The 16,064-nt window shown below is 73.9% G+C and carries 16 protein-coding genes; 9 read left to right on the top strand and 7 right to left on the bottom strand.

The window, feature by feature from the left end:
- The first annotated feature begins 153 nt into the window (after positions 1 to 153).
- Positions 154 to 981 carry a TIGR02452 family protein gene (locus tag ABT232_RS30165; protein ID WP_351845613.1) on the top strand — a complete coding sequence of 276 codons (828 nt, stop codon included), beginning with the start codon at positions 154 to 156 and terminating at the stop codon, positions 979 to 981.
- A 40-nt stretch (positions 982 to 1,021) separates the two neighbouring features.
- On the opposite strand, the gene ABT232_RS30160 is transcribed toward ABT232_RS30165, so the two are convergent.
- Complete coding sequence (locus tag ABT232_RS30160; protein ID WP_351845611.1) at positions 1,022 to 1,468, bottom strand: type II toxin-antitoxin system PemK/MazF family toxin; 447 nt, start codon at positions 1,466 to 1,468, stop codon at positions 1,022 to 1,024.
- Positions 1,469 to 1,615: 147 nt separating this feature from the next.
- Entirely contained in the window at positions 1,616 to 3,040 is a 1,425-nt protein-coding gene (locus ABT232_RS30155; protein WP_351845609.1) for an amidase, read from the bottom strand.
- Between the two features lie 268 nt (positions 3,041 to 3,308).
- Here ABT232_RS30155 and ABT232_RS30150 point away from each other — a divergent pair, with 268 nt between their 5' ends.
- Positions 3,309 to 4,700 carry a glycoside hydrolase family 43 protein gene (locus ABT232_RS30150; RefSeq protein ID WP_351845607.1) on the top strand — a complete coding sequence of 464 codons (1,392 nt, stop codon included), beginning with the start codon at positions 3,309 to 3,311 and terminating at the stop codon, positions 4,698 to 4,700.
- An 86-nt stretch (positions 4,701 to 4,786) separates the two neighbouring features.
- Positions 4,787 to 5,587, top strand: a complete 801-nt coding sequence (locus ABT232_RS30145) for a class I SAM-dependent methyltransferase (RefSeq protein ID WP_351845605.1) — start codon at positions 4,787 to 4,789, stop codon at positions 5,585 to 5,587.
- On the opposite strand, the gene ABT232_RS30140 is transcribed toward ABT232_RS30145, so the two are convergent.
- Complete coding sequence (locus ABT232_RS30140) at positions 5,562 to 5,981, bottom strand: VOC family protein (RefSeq protein ID WP_351845603.1); 420 nt, start codon at positions 5,979 to 5,981, stop codon at positions 5,562 to 5,564. The two genes, ABT232_RS30145 and ABT232_RS30140, sit on opposite strands and share 26 nt — an antisense overlap.
- Before the next feature lie 170 nt (positions 5,982 to 6,151).
- Here ABT232_RS30140 and ABT232_RS30135 point away from each other — a divergent pair, with 170 nt between their 5' ends.
- Entirely contained in the window at positions 6,152 to 7,039 is an 888-nt protein-coding gene (locus ABT232_RS30135) for a methylenetetrahydrofolate reductase (RefSeq protein WP_351845601.1), read from the top strand.
- Between the two features lie 27 nt (positions 7,040 to 7,066).
- The gene (locus tag ABT232_RS30130; protein WP_351845599.1) at positions 7,067 to 8,035 is read left to right on the top strand and encodes a TerC family protein; all 969 of its coding nucleotides are present in this window, start codon (positions 7,067 to 7,069) and stop codon (positions 8,033 to 8,035) included.
- Between the two features lie 70 nt (positions 8,036 to 8,105).
- Here the strand turns inward: ABT232_RS30130 and ABT232_RS30125 are convergent, their stop codons facing one another.
- Both ABT232_RS30125 and ABT232_RS30120 read right to left on the bottom strand, forming a co-directional pair.
- On the bottom strand, positions 8,106 to 9,122 hold the full coding sequence (locus ABT232_RS30125; RefSeq protein WP_351845597.1) for an FkbM family methyltransferase: 1,017 nt from the start codon (positions 9,120 to 9,122) through the stop codon (positions 8,106 to 8,108).
- Positions 9,123 to 9,303: 181 nt separating this feature from the next.
- Positions 9,304 to 9,867 (bottom strand): NAD(P)H-dependent oxidoreductase, encoded by a 564-nt coding sequence (locus ABT232_RS30120; protein ID WP_351845595.1) that lies wholly within the window; start codon positions 9,865 to 9,867, stop codon positions 9,304 to 9,306.
- Positions 9,868 to 9,980: 113 nt separating this feature from the next.
- On the opposite strand from ABT232_RS30120, the gene ABT232_RS30115 reads away from it, so the two are divergent.
- Entirely contained in the window at positions 9,981 to 10,694 is a 714-nt protein-coding gene (locus tag ABT232_RS30115) for a TetR/AcrR family transcriptional regulator (RefSeq protein ID WP_351845593.1), read from the top strand.
- 65 nt (positions 10,695 to 10,759) lie between these two features.
- Positions 10,760 to 11,785 (top strand): LacI family DNA-binding transcriptional regulator, encoded by a 1,026-nt coding sequence (locus tag ABT232_RS30110; protein WP_351845591.1) that lies wholly within the window; start codon positions 10,760 to 10,762, stop codon positions 11,783 to 11,785.
- Between the two features lie 49 nt (positions 11,786 to 11,834).
- Here the strand turns inward: ABT232_RS30110 and trxA are convergent, their stop codons facing one another.
- On the bottom strand, positions 11,835 to 12,218 hold the full coding sequence (gene trxA / locus ABT232_RS30105) for a thioredoxin (RefSeq protein WP_351845589.1): 384 nt from the start codon (positions 12,216 to 12,218) through the stop codon (positions 11,835 to 11,837).
- 152 nt (positions 12,219 to 12,370) lie between these two features.
- On the opposite strand from trxA, the gene ABT232_RS30100 reads away from it, so the two are divergent.
- Positions 12,371 to 13,804 (top strand): dihydrolipoyl dehydrogenase family protein, encoded by a 1,434-nt coding sequence (locus tag ABT232_RS30100; protein ID WP_351845587.1) that lies wholly within the window; start codon positions 12,371 to 12,373, stop codon positions 13,802 to 13,804.
- A 43-nt stretch (positions 13,805 to 13,847) separates the two neighbouring features.
- Here ABT232_RS30100 and ABT232_RS30095 read toward each other — a convergent pair whose 3' ends face one another.
- Positions 13,848 to 14,495: a peptide deformylase gene (locus ABT232_RS30095; protein ID WP_351845585.1), complete on the bottom strand. Its 648-nt coding sequence runs from the start codon at positions 14,493 to 14,495 to the stop codon at positions 13,848 to 13,850.
- Positions 14,496 to 14,626: 131 nt separating this feature from the next.
- Here ABT232_RS30095 and ABT232_RS30090 point away from each other — a divergent pair, with 131 nt between their 5' ends.
- Positions 14,627 to 16,027 (top strand): PepSY-associated TM helix domain-containing protein, encoded by a 1,401-nt coding sequence (locus tag ABT232_RS30090; RefSeq protein ID WP_351845583.1) that lies wholly within the window; start codon positions 14,627 to 14,629, stop codon positions 16,025 to 16,027.
- The last annotated feature ends 37 nt before the right edge of the window (positions 16,028 to 16,064 follow it).

Below are 16,064 nucleotides of genomic sequence, written 5' to 3'. Positions count from 1 at the left end.
GGCGGCCCCCTTATTTGGCGGGGGGGCGCCCGTGCGGTCCCCGGCCGGCTAACAGCGTTCCCCCCCCCGCACCCGATCCGCACGGGGCCCCCCCCCGCGCGGGGGGGGGGGGGGCCGGCGCCCCCCCCCCACGGCGCCGACGGGGGTGGCGCCGTGAGCGCGCGCCTGCGCGGCATCGCACGCGAGACCGAGCAGATCGTGGCGGCCGGGACCTACCGCGCCCCGGACGGGCGCGAGGTGTCCCTGGAGGCCGCGATCGAGGCGGCGCGGGCGGGCACCCGGATGTACGGCCCGGAGCCGGTCCCGGTGACGCCCGCTCCCGCTCCCGCCGCCACCCGCGTCGAGGTCACCGGCGAGAGCAGCCTGGAGGCCGCCCGCCGGCTCGGCGCCGCAACGGCCGTCCTGAACTTCGCCTCGGCCCGCAACCCCGGCGGCGGCTATCTCAACGGCGCCCAGGCCCAGGAAGAGGCCCTGTGCCGCGCCTCGGCCCTGTACACCTGCCTGCTGCGCGCCCCGGCGTTCTACGACCACCACCGCGCCCACCGCGACCCGTTCTACACCGACCGCGTCATCCACACCCCCGCCGTCCCCGTCTTCCGCGACGACCGGGGCCGGCTGCTGGACGAGCCGTTCACCGCCGGATTCCTGACCGCGGCGGCTCCCAACGCGGGAGTCGTGCGGCGCACCGCCCCCGAGCGGGTCGCGGAGCTGCCGCGCGCCCTCGCCGCCCGCGCCGAGCGGGTCCTGGAGACGGCCGCCGCCCACGGCTACCGGCGGCTGGTGCTGGGCGCCTGGGGCTGCGGGGTGTTCCGCAACGACCCGGCGCAGGTGGCGGGCGCCTTCCGGGAGCGGCTGGCTCCCGGCGGCCGGTTCGCCGGCACCTTCGAGCGCGTGGTGTTCGGGGTGCTGGACCGCACCCGCGGCGCGGTCGTCCGGGAGGCGTTCGCCCGAGCCTTTCCGGAGCCGCGGCTCCCGCGGTGACGGGCGGCCGCCGCCGCCCGGGGGAGCGGGATGCGCCGCGTCAGCTCCAGCCGTACCGCTGCCGCAGCCGGTGCCGTACGAGCTCGAAGCGCATCCGGTCCAGGGCGCACGCCTCGCGCCGCATGCCCCGCTCGTGCAGCCGCAGCACCCGGTCCACGTCCACCCAGGAGTCCCGCCCCGAGCGGTCCCAGGGCCCGTGCCCGATCGGCACCCACTCCCGGTCGCCGTCGTGCCGCTTGCTGGACAGCTGCACCGCCAGGAAGGTGCCGCCCGCCTCCCGCGCCACCACCAGCACCGGCCGGTCCTTGCCCCGCCCGTCGTTCTCCTCGAACGGCACCCAGGTCCACACGACCTCGCCGGGATCGGGATCGCCGTCGTGCGCGGGCGAGTACTCGGTCCGCACCCGGCCGACCTCGCGCGGATCGGCCTCGGTGGTCGCGAACTGGCCCCGGCGGCCCGGGGTGATGTCATCGCTCAGCGCTGTCACGGAGGCCACGTTAGCGGGCGGTGATCACGAGCCGGGCGCACTCTCAGGGCCTGTCCGACAATGCGCCTCTGCCGCGAATTCAGGGCCTGTCCGACAATGCGCCTCTGCCGCGAATCGTCAGACAGGTCCTAGGGGGCGAGACGCCCCCTAGGCCGCCGGGGACTTGGCCAGGGACCACTCCGGCGGCCGCTGTTCGTGCCAGCGCAGCTCCGCCTCCAGCTGGGCGGCGAGTGACACCAGCAGCGGTTCGCTGTGCGCGGGCCCGAGCAGCTGCGCGCCGACCGGCAGCCCGTCCCCCACGAAACCGGCGGGGACGCCGACGCCCGGCCAGCCCAGGACGTTCCACGGCCAGGCGTAGGGGCACGCGGCGATCATCGCCCGGTCGGTGGCCAGCGGGCCCAGACCGGCCAGCGCGCCGATCCGCGGCGGGGGAGCGGCCGTCGTGGGCGCCAGGATCACGTCGTACGACGTGAAGAACCCGCCGATACGGCGGTGCAGGACCGCCTCCGCCCGCCGCGCCGCCCGCAGCGGTGCCCCGCCGAGGAGCCGGCCCAGCCGGGCGGCGCCCCGGGTGCGCGGGTCGAGCAGTGTCGGGTCGGGCGACTCGCGCACGTACTCGGCGATACCGGCCGTGGCCCGTGGCACGAAGGTCAGCCCGATCTGCCCGTAGGGCGGGTCGGCCTCCTCGACGACGTGCCCGAGCGCCGCGAGCCGTTCGGCCAGCTCGGTGACCCGGGCACGGATCTCCGGGTCCAGCCGGGCGGGCAGCGCGGTGAACGGCGGCTTGAGGGAGAGGGCGATGCGCAGCCGGCCGGGGTCGCGGCCGACGGCCTCCAGGACGGTGAGCTCGGGCGGCCGGTGCGGGTCGCGTTCGTGGTTGCCGCTCGCCGCGTCCAGCAGCAGGGCCGCGTCGGCGACCGTGCGGGCCAGCGGACCGTTGACCGTGATGCCCTGGAAGGACTCGCCGCGCGGCCAGGTCGAGACGCGCCCGCGCTGCGGTTTGATGCCGACGAGATGGGTCCAGGAGGCCGGGATGCGCACCGAGCCGGCGCCGTCCGAGCCGAGCGCGGCCGGTACCAGGCCCGCCGCGACCGCCGCCGCGCTGCCGCCGGAGGAGCCGCCGGGGGTGTGCTCGGGATGCCACGGGTTGCGGGTGGCGCCGAACGCGGGCCCCTCGGTGAACGGCCACTGCCCCAGCTCGCAGGTGTTGGTCTTGCCGACGATCACCGCGCCGGCGGTCCGCAGCCGGCGTATCGCCTCGCCGTCCTCGGTGGCCGGGGCGAAGGTGCCCCGGCAGCCGAACGCGGTCGGCTCGCCCGCCACGTCCATGTCGTCCTTGACGGCGACGGGCACGCCGAGCAGCGGCAGGCGCACTCCGGCCGCCAGCTCCCGGTCCGCCGCGTCCGCCTCGGCGAGCGCCGCCTCGGCGCGGACGATGCGGAAGGCGTTGAGCGAGCCCTGGCTCGCCTCGATCCGGGCCAGGGCCTCGGTGACGAGCAGCCGGGACGTCACCTCCCCGGTGGCCAGGGCGCGGGCGGTCTCCGCGAGGCCTGCGGCAGGGGCGAGCGTCATGGGGACACCTCCGGGAGCGCGTGGTCTACCGAACGGTAACCTCTGGCGGCCCCCTGGGGAACGCCCCCGCGCACAGCGGCGGTTCACCGTGGACCACGGCTTTCCCGGTAGCCGTTCACGGCGTGCGCAAACCATTGACGCGCCCCGGCCTCACCCCTACCTTCTGACCGCGTTCCCGAACCTTGTTCGCAATCTCGAACGCACCGCACAGGGCCACCTCCGATCTGCCGTCGCGCACCCCACCCCGCCCCGAAGGAGAGAGTCGCCCATGCCCCCACAGCCTCCCGCCGGCCCGTCCCGCCGCACCCTGCTCAGAGGCGCCGCCGCCCTGCCCGCCTCCGCGCTCCTCCTCGGCGAGGCACCCGGCCTGCTCGGCACCGCCGCGGCCGCCGCGCCGCCGAGCGGTTCGGCCACCCGCTACACCATCGTCGCGTTCCGCGACAGCGACGACGGCACGGTCGACGTCCACCAGTCCGACGACGCCACCGACTTCCGCCCGCTCAAGGCCGCCGCCTACACCCCGCCCAGCAACCGCATCCGCGACGCGAGCCTCTTCAGGCACACCGACGGCTTCTACTACCTCACCTACACGACCCACACCTGGCAGGACCCCAGCACCACCATCGGCTTCGCCCGCAGCGCCGACCGCGTCGGCTGGACCTTCCTCCGCGACCACCCGGTGCCCATCCCTGGCCTCTCCCGCGCCTGGGCGCCCGAGTGGTTCGTCGACAGCGACGGCAGCGTCGGCATCGTCGTCTCCTGCTCCACCGCCGACGACGAATGGAACTTCACGCCGTACCTGCTGCGGGCCGCCGACTCCGCGCTCACCACGTGGACCGCGCCCGTCGCCCTGTCCGGCATCGGCGCCAACCACATCGACACCTTCATCGTGAAGAGCGGCTCGACCTACCACGCCTTCCCGAAGAACGAGACGACCAAGTACATCGAGTACGCCACCGCCACCAGCCTGACCGGCCCCTACACCATCCGCCGCACCGGCGACTGGGCCGGCTGGGGCAGCTACCGCGAAGGCCCCTCGCTGGTCCCGCTCGACAACGGCGGCTGGCGGATCTTCTTCGACGGCTACGGCGACGGCGGTTACTACCACAGCGACAGCTACGACACCTTCGCCACCTGGAGCACCCCGAGGCGGCTGCCGAACATCTCCGGCACCGCCCGCCACTTCACCGCCCTGAAAGAGACGGTGCCGGGCGGCGTGACGGTGACGAAGAACGTCAACCGGTCCCTGCGCTCGGTGAACTTCCCCACCCGCTACTGGCAGCAGCGGTCCGGTCTGCTCGACCTCGCCGTGGTGACCGGCACCGGCGCCACCGCCGAGAGGCAGGCGGCCACCTTCACCGTGGTGCCCGGACTGGCCGACGCGAACGCCTGCTCCTTCCGCGACACCGCCGGCCGCTATCTGCGCCACTACGGCTTCCGGGGCCGCCTCGACCCGAACGACGGCACCGCCGGCTTCGCCCGCGACGCCACCTTCGTCGCCCGCACCGGCACCGCCTCGGGCGCGGTCCGCTTCGAGTCGTACAACTACCCGGGCCACTACCTCCGCCACTACGACTACCAGCTGCGCGTCGACCCCGCCGACGGCACCGAGCTGTTCCGGCAGGACAGCTCCTTCCTGCCGGTGACGGCCTGGGCATAGCACCCGCCGGCGCCCGAGCGATGGCGCGGTGCGGAGGTTGATCCCACAATGGTGCGGAACCCTTCGGACGACGGAGGCCACACCGCATGCCCCAGGACGCCACCTCCCCGAGCAAGCTGCGCAGCAACCGCGCCACCCTGCCCCACAAGGTCGGCTACGCCCTGCGCCACCCCGGCCGGATCGGCCCCTACGTCCGCCGGGCCGGCCGGGACGTGTGGTTGCGCCTGAAGCACCCCGACCACGTCGGCTACTACCGGGCGGTGATGGCCTCCGACGCCCGGCGCAGCCCGGAGGCGGCGGTCGGCAGCCGGAGCCACGACCGCTGGCTGGCACTCGGTCAGATGCAGTTCGACTACCTGCTGGAGCACGGCCTGCGCCCCGAGCACCGCATGCTCGACATCGGCTGCGGCAACCTGCGCGGCGGCTGGCGCTTCATCGACTACCTGGACGCGGGCAACTACTACGGCATCGACATCTCGCCGGACATCCTCATCGCGGCCAAACGCACCCTCGCCGAGCGCGGGCTCCAGGACAAGCTGCCGCACCTCACCCTCACCGGTGACCTACGGCTGGACTTCCTGCCGAGCGACCACTTCGACGTCGTGCACGCGCACAGCGTGTTCTCGCACTCGCCGCCGGAGGTCATCGACGAGTGCCTGGCCCATGTCGGCCGGGTGCTCGCCCCGACCGGCTTCTTCGACTTCACCTTCGACCGCACCGAGGGCGTCGAACACCAGGTGCTGCGCGAGGACTTCTACTACCGCGCCGACACCCTGCTCGCCGTCGCCCGCCGCCACGGACTGCACGCCCGTTTCATGGACGACTGGGAGCGGCGGCCGCACGGCCAGTCGAAGATCCGCGTCAGCCGCGAGCCGTCGCCACGCTGATGTTCACCATCCAGGGGATGCCGAAGCGGTCGGTGCACATGCCGAACACATCGCCCCACATCTGCTTCTCCAGGGGCACGGAGACGGAGCCGCTCGCGGACAACCGCTCCCAGTAGCCGCGCAGTTCGCCCTCGTCCTCGCCGCTCACGCTCACCGAGAAGGTGTTGCCCGGCGTGTGCTCCATCCCGGGCGGGGTGTCGGCGCCCATCAGCGTGAAGCCGGACGGCGTCTCCAGCATGCCGTGCATGATCTTGTCGGCCTCCGGGGCGTCCGGGCGCCCGAACTCGCCGAAGGTGTTCAGCCGCAGCGTGCCGCCGAACACCTGCTGGTAGAACTCCATGGCCTGCCGGGCGTCGCCGTCGAAGCTGAGGTACGGGTTGAGGCGCGAGGGCATCAGAACCTCCTATAACCGGATGAATCGGGCAGGCGCAGCGTAGCGCGGAGCACCGGCGGCGGCGCGCATTGGCGTTCCGCGTACCCTGAACCGCCGCACCGCCCGAGCGCCCCGCCCACAAGGCGGCGCTCCGCACGGCGAGCCGTCGTACCCGACGCCGAAGGAGCCCGATGAACCCCGGCACCACCGCCCCCCACGCCGCGCGCACCGCGCTGCTGGAGGACTTCTCCCTGGAGATGACCGGCAAGGACGTACCGCAGCTGGAGCAGGCGCGGCACCTCATCCCGGCGGGCACCCGGATCAACGTGACCTTCCTGGGCAACGAGGACCTGCGGATGCGGCTGGATGCCGCGCGGGCCGTGCGGCGGCTGGGCTTCGTGCCCGTGCCGCACCTCTCGGCCCGCCGGATCGCCTCCGCGGCGGAGCTGGAGGAGTTCCTGGCCGGGCTGCGCGCCGAGGCCGCCGCCGAGCACCTGTTCGTCGTCGGAGGTGACCCGGCCCGCCCGCACGGGCCGTACGAGGACGCGCTGGCCGTGATCCGCACCGGACTGCTGGAGCGGCACGGCGTCCGCCACGTCGGCATCAGCGGCTACCCGGAGGGCCACCCCGCGATCGCCGGCCCGGTGCTGTGGAGCGCGCTGACCGACAAGAGCGCGGAGCTCGCGCGGCGGCGGCTCGGCGGGCATGTCGTCACCCAGTTCGGCTTCGACGTCGACCCGGTGCTCGCCTGGGTGGCCGCGATCCGGGAGCGCGGGATCGATCTGCCGGTCCGGATCGGCGTGCCCGGCCCGGCCGGGGTGCGGCGGCTGGTGTCGTACGCCTCCCGGTTCGGCGTCGGCACCAGTGCCTCCATCGCCCGCAAGTACGGGTTCTCGCTGACCAACCTGATGGGCACGGCGGGCCCCGACCGCTTTCTGCGCGCCCTCGCCGAGGGCTACGACCCGGCCGTGCACGGCGAGCTGAAGGTGCACTTCTACACGTTCGGCGGACTCCTGGCGACCTCCGAATGGGTGGCCCGGTTCGCGCGCGAGAGCGGAACCTCTGTGACGATGCTCTGAGGCCCCACGAGCCCCAGGAGCATCCCCGTGAACGTCACCCTCACCGGTTGGCTGCTGACCGTCGCGGTCCTGTGCGTCCTCGTCGCCGTCGACTTCCTGATCGGCCGCAAGCCGCACGAGGTCTCGCTGCGGGAGGCCGGCACCTGGACGGTGGTGTGGATCGTGCTGGCCTGCGCCTTCGGCGTCGGACTGGCCTTCCACAGCGGAGGGGAACCGGCGGCGGAGTTCTTCGCCGGGTACATCACCGAGAAGTCGCTGAGCGTCGACAACCTCTTCGTCTTCGTGCTGATCATGGCGAAGTTCGCGGTGCCGGCCGAGTACCAGCAGCGCGTGCTGATGTTCGGCGTCCTGATGGCCCTGGTGCTGCGGGCCGCTTTCATCGCCGCCGGCGCCGCGATCATCTCCACGTTCTCCTGGGTGTTCTACTTCTTCGGCGCCTTCCTGATCTGGACCGCCTGGAAGCTGGTCCAGGACGCCCGCAAGGAGGAGCACGAGGAGGAGTACGAGGAGAACAAGCTGCTCAGGATCGCGGAGCGGCGCTTCGGCGTGGCCGACCGCTACCACGGCACCAAGCTGTGGATCAAGCAGGACGGCAAGCGGGTGATGACGCCGATGCTCGTGGTGATGCTCGCCATCGGCTCCACCGACGTGCTGTTCGCCCTCGACTCCATCCCCGCGATCTACGGGCTGACCGACGACCCGTACATCGTCTTCACCGCCAACGCCTTCGCCCTGATGGGCCTCAGGCAGCTGTACTTCCTCATCGGCGGACTGCTGAAGAGGCTGGTCCACCTCTCCTACGGCCTGTCGGTCATCCTCGGCTTCATCGGCGTCAAACTGCTGCTGCACGCCCTGCACGAGTCCGGCTTCGACGTCCCCGAGATCGGCATCCCCTTCTCGCTCGGCTTCATCGTGCTGGTGCTGGCGATCACCACGTTCACCAGCCTGCGGGCGGCCAAGCGGCAGGAGGCCGAGCGGCACGACCGCGCGAAGTAGCCACCCCCGCGAGCGCCCGCGGCGAGGGCCCGCGGCGAGCGCCCACGACGGGCGCCCGCGGGGGGCGGTCTCAAGCGGTCGCGGGCGGCTCGGGCGCCGCTTTCGCGCGCATCATCACGCAGTCGAACTCGACCACCCGTCCCGTGGCCGCCTCCCGGGTCACCGGGTACATCCCGGTGATCTCGAAGCCCTCCGCCTCGTACGCGGCGATGGCGTCGCCCATCCGCGGGCTGCCCTCGTACAGCCGCAGCGCGGCGACCTCCGACTGGAGCCCCACGAAGTCCGCGACGCGCTCACCGGCGCCGGCGAACACCTCCAGGTCGTAGCCCTGGGTGTCCATCTTCAGATAGGGGCGTGGTTCCGCGATGCCGTCGAGGGCCTGCTCCATCAGTCCGTCGAGCCGGCGGATCTCGATCTGCTCGGTGCGGATGGCGGCGAACCGGCGGTAGCGGTCGCGGCCGTAGTCGCTGGGCGGCAGCAGCGAGTTCATGGTGTTCCAGCCGGTGTGGATGGTGCTGACGGTGTCCTCGCGGCCGAGGGCGCAGGGGTGGACGTGCCAGTCGGGGTCGTCGCGGGCGGCGTCCCGGAGCCGGGCGAAGGCGTCGGAGGCGGGCTCGAAGGAGACGATCCGGCCGGTGTAGCCGAGCCGCCGCAGCCGCCCGGCGTACTGCCCGGCGTTCGCCCCGACGTCGAAGACGCAGTTCACCCCGTACAGCTCGAGCATCGCCGCCACGTGCTGGGTGCACAGGTACTCGGCGGCGGCCAGCTGGAGCCGCCGTTCGTCCGCCTTCGCCCGGCGGTCCAGCAGCAGCCGTGCGCCGGTGTCGCCGAGCCGTACGCCGGTCCACTTCCGGGGCCGCGGTCCGGCGCGCGCGGACCGGTCGCGCAGCACGACCCAGGTGTCCCGGCCGGCGCCCGCCACCGAGTACTGCCCGTTGTCGCGGGCCACCAGGTCCGCGCCCGGTTCCAGCGGGATGCGGGTGCGGCCGCCGTGCCGGGAGACCACCGCCGCCCCGGGGCCGAGGTCGGTGACGCGCAGACCGAGCCGCGGCAGCAGCGCGAGCAGTCTTCTGTAGAGGGTCCGCATCGGCCCACCCTGGCAGAGGCGGCGGGCGGCGGTCCGCCGATCGAAGGATTTCCCACGAGCCGCCGTGGAGCTCCCGGCGGGCTTGCGGCGGGCTTGCGGCGAGCGCGGGCGACCGGCTGGGCACGGCCAGGGGGCCGGAGCGGTGTGCTCCGGCCCCCTCGGCGTGGGTGCGCCGTCCGCGTCAGGCGGCGACCGTCTGGCCGGCCTGGCCGTGCAGCCGGGCGACGACCTCGGTGAGCTGCGCGGCGACCTCGGCGTCGTCGGCCGGGTGGGTCTCGGCGAAGCGCTGGCCGGAGCCCGGGATGGAGAGCTTGACGTCCTCCAGCACGGTGCCGCCGGCGATACCGACGGCCTTGCGGGTCTCGTCGTGCGCCCAGACACCGCCGTACTGGCCGAGCGCGGTGCCCGCCACGGCGACGGCCTTGCCGGCGATGGCGCCCGCGCCGTAGGGGCGGGACAGCCAGTCGATGGCGTTCTTCAGGACGGCCGGGATGGTGCCGTTGTACTCGGGCGTGAAGAGCAGCAGCGCGTCGGCGGCGGCGACGGCCTCGCGCAGCCGGACGGCGGCGGCCGGGACCGAGCCCTCGACGTCGATGTCCTCGTTGTAGAAGGGGATCTCGGCCAGGCCCTCGAAGAGCTGGACGTCGGCGCCCTCGGGAGCGTGCTTGACGGCCGCCTCGGCGAGCTGGCGGTTGTGCGAACCGGCGCGGAGGCTGCCGACGAGCGCGAGGATGCGAACGGACATGGGGTACTCCCGATGACTCAAAAGCAGGCGGTTGGCGGGCCGAGGTCCTATCCGGACCGGGGTCCGTTTAATGTTGTAGCACCTAACCGGACCGCGGTCCAGTTTCATTCCCGATGCTTTACGCTGTCTTCATGTCCGCCTCCCTGCCGCCCTTCCCGCCGTCTCAGGAGTCCGTCGGCGCCCCCGAGTTGCTGGAACTCGGCGCCCCCGGGCAGGACCCCTGCCTGCGGGCCGACGCCGCGCGCAACCGGGCCCGGCTGCTGGAGGCGGCCGGCCGGCTGATCGCGGAGCACGGGGCGGCCGGCGTCACCATGGAGGCCGTGGCCGCGGCGGCCCAGGTGGGCAAAGGCACCGTCTTCCGGCGCTTCGGCGACCGTGTCGGCCTGCTCACCGCACTGCTCGACCACTCCGAGCACAAGTTCCAGGCCGCGTTCCTCAGCGGCCCCCCGCCGCTCGGCCCCGGCGCCCCGCCCGTCGAGCGGCTGAACGCGTTCGGACACGCGACCCTGCGGCACTCGATCGACGCGCTGGAACTCCAGATCGCCGCCGAGCCGGCCCCCGACCGCCGCTTCGTCGCACCGGCCCGCCGCCTGCTGCGCGGCCACGTCCAGATGCTGCTGCGCCAGGTGCTGCCCGGCGCGGACTGCGAACTGCTCTCCCTGACGCTGATGGGCTACCTCGACCCCGTCGCCATCCACCACCTGGCCAAGCAGTGCCGGATCCCCCTGGAACGCCTGGAGGCCGGCTGGACCGACCTGGTCACACGGGTGACGGGCGTGGCACCCGGCGCGGCCGGCGGCGAACCTCCGGCACCCGGCGGTCCCTGACGCGGGATGCGGGCCCAGGGGCGGCCGTCGGCGCGCCCGCGGGTTCTGCCAAGATGCCGTACGTCATGGTGCAGATACCGAACACGCCCGCGCCCGCGCAGCCCTCCGTGCCCACGAGTGCCGATGTGGCCCGTCTGGCCGGCGTCTCCCGGGCGACCGTCTCCTACGTCCTGAACAACACCAGCGCGGTGCGGATCAGCGAGCCCACCCGCCGCCGGGTCCACGAGGCCGCCAAGGAACTCGGGTACGTACCGCACGCGGCCGCCCGCAGCCTGCGCGCCGGACACAGCCGCATGGTCCTGATGCCCGCCCCGACCATCCCGGTCGGACCGCTCTACAGCCGGTTCATCAACGAACTCCAGTGGGCGCTCGGCCGCCTCGACTACACCGTCGTCCAGTACGGCAGCCTCGGCCTCCAGGGCGACGAGGCCGCCCGCGCCTGGGCCGAACTGCGGCCGGTCGCCGTCCTGGTCCCCGGCCTGGAGCTGAGCCCGCAGGGTGTGGCCCTGCTCAAGCGCTCCGGCGCCCGTGCCGTGGTGACCCTGGGCCCGCAGCCCGTCGAGGGCGCGCACGCCCTCCTCATGGATCACGCGACGGTCGGCCGCGAGGCCGGCGCCCACCTGTACGCCCGCGGCCGCCGCCGGATCGGCGTCGTCGTCCCCGAGGAACCCGGCCTCGAGGTCTTCTCCCGGCCCCGCCTCGACGGCGTCCGCCAGTCCCTGCGCGGCACGGACGCGCGGCTGACCGAGCTGCCCCTGGCCTACGACGAGGAGGCCGCGGCCCGCCTCGCCGCGCGCTGGCGCGACCTCGGCCTGGACGGGGTGTTCGCGTACAACGACGAGTACGCCATGCTGCTGATGCGCGCGCTGAAGGACGAGGGCGTCGCGCTCCCCGAGGACACCGCGCTGATCGGCGCCGACGACCTGATGGTCGGCCGGCTGCTGCGGCCCCGCCTCAGCACCGTCCACATCGAACTGCCCTCGGGCCGCGACCTCGCCGAACTCGTCGACCGCGCGGTCCGCGACCCGGCCGCCCCGCTCGAACGCCACGAGGTGCTGGGAGCCGCGGTGATCCACCGCGACTCCAGCTGACCAGGCGTCAAAGGTACTTCCGGGAAAGGAACTCACAAGAGGCGGAGCGTCACTCCCCGGTCCGCTCCGCCGCGGCCTGCTGCTCGGCGACCGACTTGCGGACCGCGTCCATGTCGAGCTTGCGGGCCTGCCCGATGACATCCGCCAGCGCCGCCTCGGGCAGCGCACCGGGCTGCGCGAACACGGCCACCTGGTCACGGACGATCATCAGCGTGGGAATCGACTGGATACCGAAGGCCGCGGCCAGCTCCGGCTGCGCCTCGGTGTCCACCTTGCCGAACACCAGGTCCGGGTTCTCCTCCGCCGCCTTCTCGTAGACCGGGGCGAACTGCCGGCACGGACCGCACCAGGCCGCCCAGAAATCGATCAGGACGAACTCGTTGTCCGTGACCGTCCGGTCGAAGTTCTCCTTGGTCAGCTCCACGGTGCTCATGGGACATCCCTCTTCCTGGTGGGGGCGGGGCCCTGACGGGCGAGCCGTCCGCACAACACGGCCGGACGGGCGAGTATTCCGTGCGCGCACAGTCACGCACCCGCGCGCTTACCCCTGTGGCCCCACGGCACACCACCCACCAGACTGACTCCATGACGGAAACGGATTCCATCGCGTACGACGTCGTGGTCCTCGGTGCCGGGCCCGTGGGGGAGAACGTCGCCGACCGCACACGCGCGGCCGGCCTCACCACCGCGGTCGTGGAGAGCGAGCTGGTCGGCGGCGAATGCTCGTACTGGGCGTGCATGCCCAGCAAGGCCCTGCTGCGCCCGGTCATCGCCCGCGCGGACGCCCGCCGGGTGCCCGGCCTGCGCCATCTCGTCCAAGGCCCCCTCGACGCGCCGGCGGTGCTCGCCCACCGCGACTACTACACCTCCCACTGGCAGGACGACGGCCAGGTGAGCTGGCTGGACGGCATCGGCGCCGACCTCCACCGCGGGCACGGCCGCCTCGCCGGACCCCGCACGGTGGTCGTGACCGGCCCCGACGGCACCCGGCGGACCCTCACCGCCCGGCACGCCGTCGCCGTCTGCACCGGCAGCCGCGCCCAGCTGCCCCGCCTGCCCGGACTCGCCGACGTACGGCCCTGGACCAGCCGGGAGGCGACCAGCGCCAAGGAGGTGCCGGGCCGGCTGATCGTGGTGGGCGGCGGCGTCGTCGCCACCGAGATGGCCACCGTCTGGCAGGCCCTCGGCTCCCGGGTGACCATGCTGGTGCGCGGCAAGGGCCTGCTCGCCCGGATGGAGCCGTTCGCGGGCGAACTGGTCGCGGAGGCGCTGGCCGAGGCCGGCGCCGACATCCGTCTCGGCACCTCGGTGGAGTCGGTGACCCGCGAGAACGGCACGGTGGTCGCCGTCACCGACGGCGGCGACCGGATCGAGGCGGACGAGATCCTCTTCGCCACCGGCCGCGCCCCGCGCACCGACGACATCGGCCTCGACACGATCGGCCTGGAGCCCGGCTCCTGGCTGCCGGTCGACGACAGCCTGCGGGTCGACGGCACGGACTGGCTGTACGCCGTCGGCGACGTCAACCACCGCGCCCTCCTCACCCACCAGGGCAAGTACCAGGCGCGCATCGCGGGCGCCGTCATCGCCGCCCAGGCCTCCGGGGAGCCGGCGCTGGAGGCGGAGCCCTGGGGCGCGCACGCCGCCACCGCCGACCACGCCGCCGTGCCCCAGGTGGTCTTCACCGACCCGGAGGCGGCGGCCGTGGGCCTGTCGCTGGCCGAGGCGGAGCAGGCCGGGCACCGGGTGCGCGCGGTCGACGTCGACCTGTCCTCCGTCGCGGGCGCGGGCCTGTACGCCGACGGCTACCGCGGCCGTGCCCGCATGGTCGTCGACCTGGAGGACGAGATCCTGCGCGGGGTCACCTTCGTCGGACCCGGCGTCGGCGAGCTGATCCACTCCGCCACCGTCGCCGTCGCCGGGCAGGTCCCGGTCAGCCGTCTGTGGCACGCCGTCCCGTCGTACCCGACGGTCAGCGAGGTGTGGCTGCGGCTGCTGGAGGCGTACCGGGACAACTGACGGCCGGGGCGCGGCCGTTCGGGGCGGGAAGCGGGCGGCCGCCTCAGCCGGGCAGGGTGAATCCCAGGGCCCGGGCGGCCTCGTGGGGCGTCGGCTGGGACCAGCGCTCCGCCACCGCCTGGTTCGACGACAGCGAGCGCGGCTCGGCGCGGTCGAGGTAGAGCACGCCGTCGAGATGGTCGGTCTCGTGCTGCACGATCCGGGCCGGCCAGCCGGTGAACACCTCGTCCACGGCGCGGCCGTGCTCGTCCGCGCCCGTCATCCGCACCCGCGCCGGCCGCGCCACCACCGCCTGCCAGCCCGGCACGCTCAGACAGCCCTCGAAGAACGCGGCCCGCGCCGCGCCGACCGGCTCGTAGCCGGGGTTCACCAGCACCCGGAACGGCTGCGGCACCCGCCCGCGCGCCTGCCGCACCTCCTCCGGGACCGGCGCCGGGTCCTCGATGACCGCGATCCGCAGGCCCACCCCGACCTGCGGCGCCGCGAGCCCGACACCCGGCGCCGCGTGCATGGTGCGGCGCAGCGCCTCGACGAAACGGGCCAGCAGCGCGGGCTCCAACTGCCCGTCGAACGGCTCGGCCGGCCGCCGCAGCACCGGATCCCCGGCCGCGACGATGGGCAACGGCCCTTCGGTGGCCAGGAGTTGCTCGACCTGCTCGGCAAGGGGCGCGCGCTCACGGGGTGCAGACATCCCGCCAGCATGCCACGGACTCCATGGTGTGTGACTCAGGTCACTCAACTCCCCGGGAACTCGGTGTCCTTACGGCCCGACTACTGGACCACCACGGCCGAAACACCACCCGTCCCCGGAGAAGACCACCGATGACCACCGCTCCCTCGCCCCAGACGGACGAGGCCACCCAGCCGGCCGCGCCGCCCCCGCCGCCCGGCCGCTCGGCACCCCTGCGTCCGCTCGTCCTGCGCCTGCACTTCTACGCCGGAGTGCTCGTCGCCCCGTTCCTGCTCGTCGCCGCCGTCACCGGTCTGCTCTACGCCGGGTCCTTCCAGGCCGAGAAGATCGTGTACGCGGACCAGCTGACCGTCCCCGTCGGCGACACCGAGCTGCCGGTCTCCCAGCAGGTCGCCGCCGCCCGCGAGGCCCACCCCGAGGGCACCGTCACCGCCGTACGGCCCTCCCCGCAGGACGACGCCACCACCAGGGTGCTGCTCTCCGGCGTTCCGGGCGTCGACCCCGACCACACGCTCGCCGTCTTCGTCGACCCGTACACCGGTCAGGTGCGGGGCGCGCTCGAACAGTACGGCTCGACCGGCGCCCTGCCGCTGCGCACCTGGATCGACGAGCTCCACCGCGATCTGCACCTCGGCGAGACCGGCCGCCTCTACAGCGAACTCGCCGCGAGCTGGCTGTGGGTGATCGCCACCGGCGGTCTGGTGCTCTGGTTCTCCCGCCGCCGCGCCCTGCGCAAGCTGCGCGGCACCAGCGGCCGGCGCCGCACCCTCGGACTGCACGGCACCGTCGGCGCCTGGGCCGCGACCGGTTTCCTCTTCCTCTCGGCGACCGGCCTGACCTGGTCGGCGTACACCGGTGCGAACATCGACGAACTGCGCACCTCGCTCGGCGGCGCCACCCCGACGCTCTCGGCGGCGGTGGGCGGCGAGCACTCCGGCCACGGCGGCGCCGCCTCCGCGGCCGGCGACCCGGCCGCGACCGGCGTCGGCCTCGACGCGGTGCTGGCCGCGGCCCGCGCCGAGGGGCTGACCGACCCCGTCGAGATCGCGCCGCCCGCCGACGCCTCGTCCGCGTACGTCGTCAAGCAGGTGCAGCGCGCCTGGCCGACTAAGGCGGACGCGGTGGCGATCGACCCGGGCACCGGCGAGGTCGTCGACGAGCTGCGGTTCGCCGACCATCCGGTGCTCGCCAAGCTGACCCGGTGGGGGATCGACCTGCACACCGGCGTCCTGTTCGGCGTCGTCAACCAGATCGGCCTGATGCTGCTCGCGCTCTCCCTGATCCTGCTGATCCTGTGGGGCTACCGCATGTGGTGGCAGCGCGGTCGCGGCTCCGCCTTCGGCCGGCCGATCCCGCGCGGCGCCTGGGCGGACGTGCCCCCGCAGATACTCGTCCCGCTGCTGGCCGCGGTCGCGGTCCTCGGCTACTTCGTGCCGCTGCTCGGCATCTCGCTGGCCGCGTTCCTGGCCGTGGACATCGTCCTCGGCGAGGTGGCGCACCGGCGCGGGCGGCGGACGTACGCCGGGCGGTAGCGTCCGACCGACGCGGTACCGCACGGCGGACGACGAC

This window comes from Streptomyces sp. NPDC001532, from assembly GCF_040298625.1.
Classification (GTDB): domain Bacteria; phylum Actinomycetota; class Actinomycetes; order Streptomycetales; family Streptomycetaceae; genus Streptomyces.
This window is presented reverse-complemented; position numbering and strand designations above follow the sequence as displayed.

What these genes read in the sequence shown, in the direction of transcription:
- ABT232_RS30155 (WP_351845609.1), bottom strand. Translation starts at nt 3,040, where the DNA reads ATGACGCTCGCCCCTGCCGCAGGCCTCGCGGAGACCGCCCGCGCCCTG.
- ABT232_RS30150 (WP_351845607.1), top strand. Translation starts at nt 3,309, where the DNA reads ATGCCCCCACAGCCTCCCGCCGGCCCGTCCCGCCGCACCCTGCTCAGA.
- ABT232_RS30145 (WP_351845605.1), top strand. Translation starts at nt 4,787, where the DNA reads ATGCCCCAGGACGCCACCTCCCCGAGCAAGCTGCGCAGCAACCGCGCC.
- ABT232_RS30140 (WP_351845603.1), bottom strand. Translation starts at nt 5,981, where the DNA reads ATGCCCTCGCGCCTCAACCCGTACCTCAGCTTCGACGGCGACGCCCGG.
- ABT232_RS30135 (WP_351845601.1), top strand. Translation starts at nt 6,152, where the DNA reads ATGAACCCCGGCACCACCGCCCCCCACGCCGCGCGCACCGCGCTGCTG.
- ABT232_RS30125 (WP_351845597.1), bottom strand. Translation starts at nt 9,122, where the DNA reads ATGCGGACCCTCTACAGAAGACTGCTCGCGCTGCTGCCGCGGCTCGGT.
- ABT232_RS30120 (WP_351845595.1), bottom strand. Translation starts at nt 9,867, where the DNA reads ATGTCCGTTCGCATCCTCGCGCTCGTCGGCAGCCTCCGCGCCGGTTCG.
- ABT232_RS30115 (WP_351845593.1), top strand. Translation starts at nt 9,981, where the DNA reads ATGCTTTACGCTGTCTTCATGTCCGCCTCCCTGCCGCCCTTCCCGCCG.
- ABT232_RS30110 (WP_351845591.1), top strand. Translation starts at nt 10,760, where the DNA reads ATGGTGCAGATACCGAACACGCCCGCGCCCGCGCAGCCCTCCGTGCCC.
- trxA (WP_351845589.1), bottom strand. Translation starts at nt 12,218, where the DNA reads ATGAGCACCGTGGAGCTGACCAAGGAGAACTTCGACCGGACGGTCACG.
- ABT232_RS30100 (WP_351845587.1), top strand. Translation starts at nt 12,371, where the DNA reads ATGACGGAAACGGATTCCATCGCGTACGACGTCGTGGTCCTCGGTGCC.
- ABT232_RS30095 (WP_351845585.1), bottom strand. Translation starts at nt 14,495, where the DNA reads ATGTCTGCACCCCGTGAGCGCGCGCCCCTTGCCGAGCAGGTCGAGCAA.
- ABT232_RS30090 (WP_351845583.1), top strand. Translation starts at nt 14,627, where the DNA reads ATGACCACCGCTCCCTCGCCCCAGACGGACGAGGCCACCCAGCCGGCC.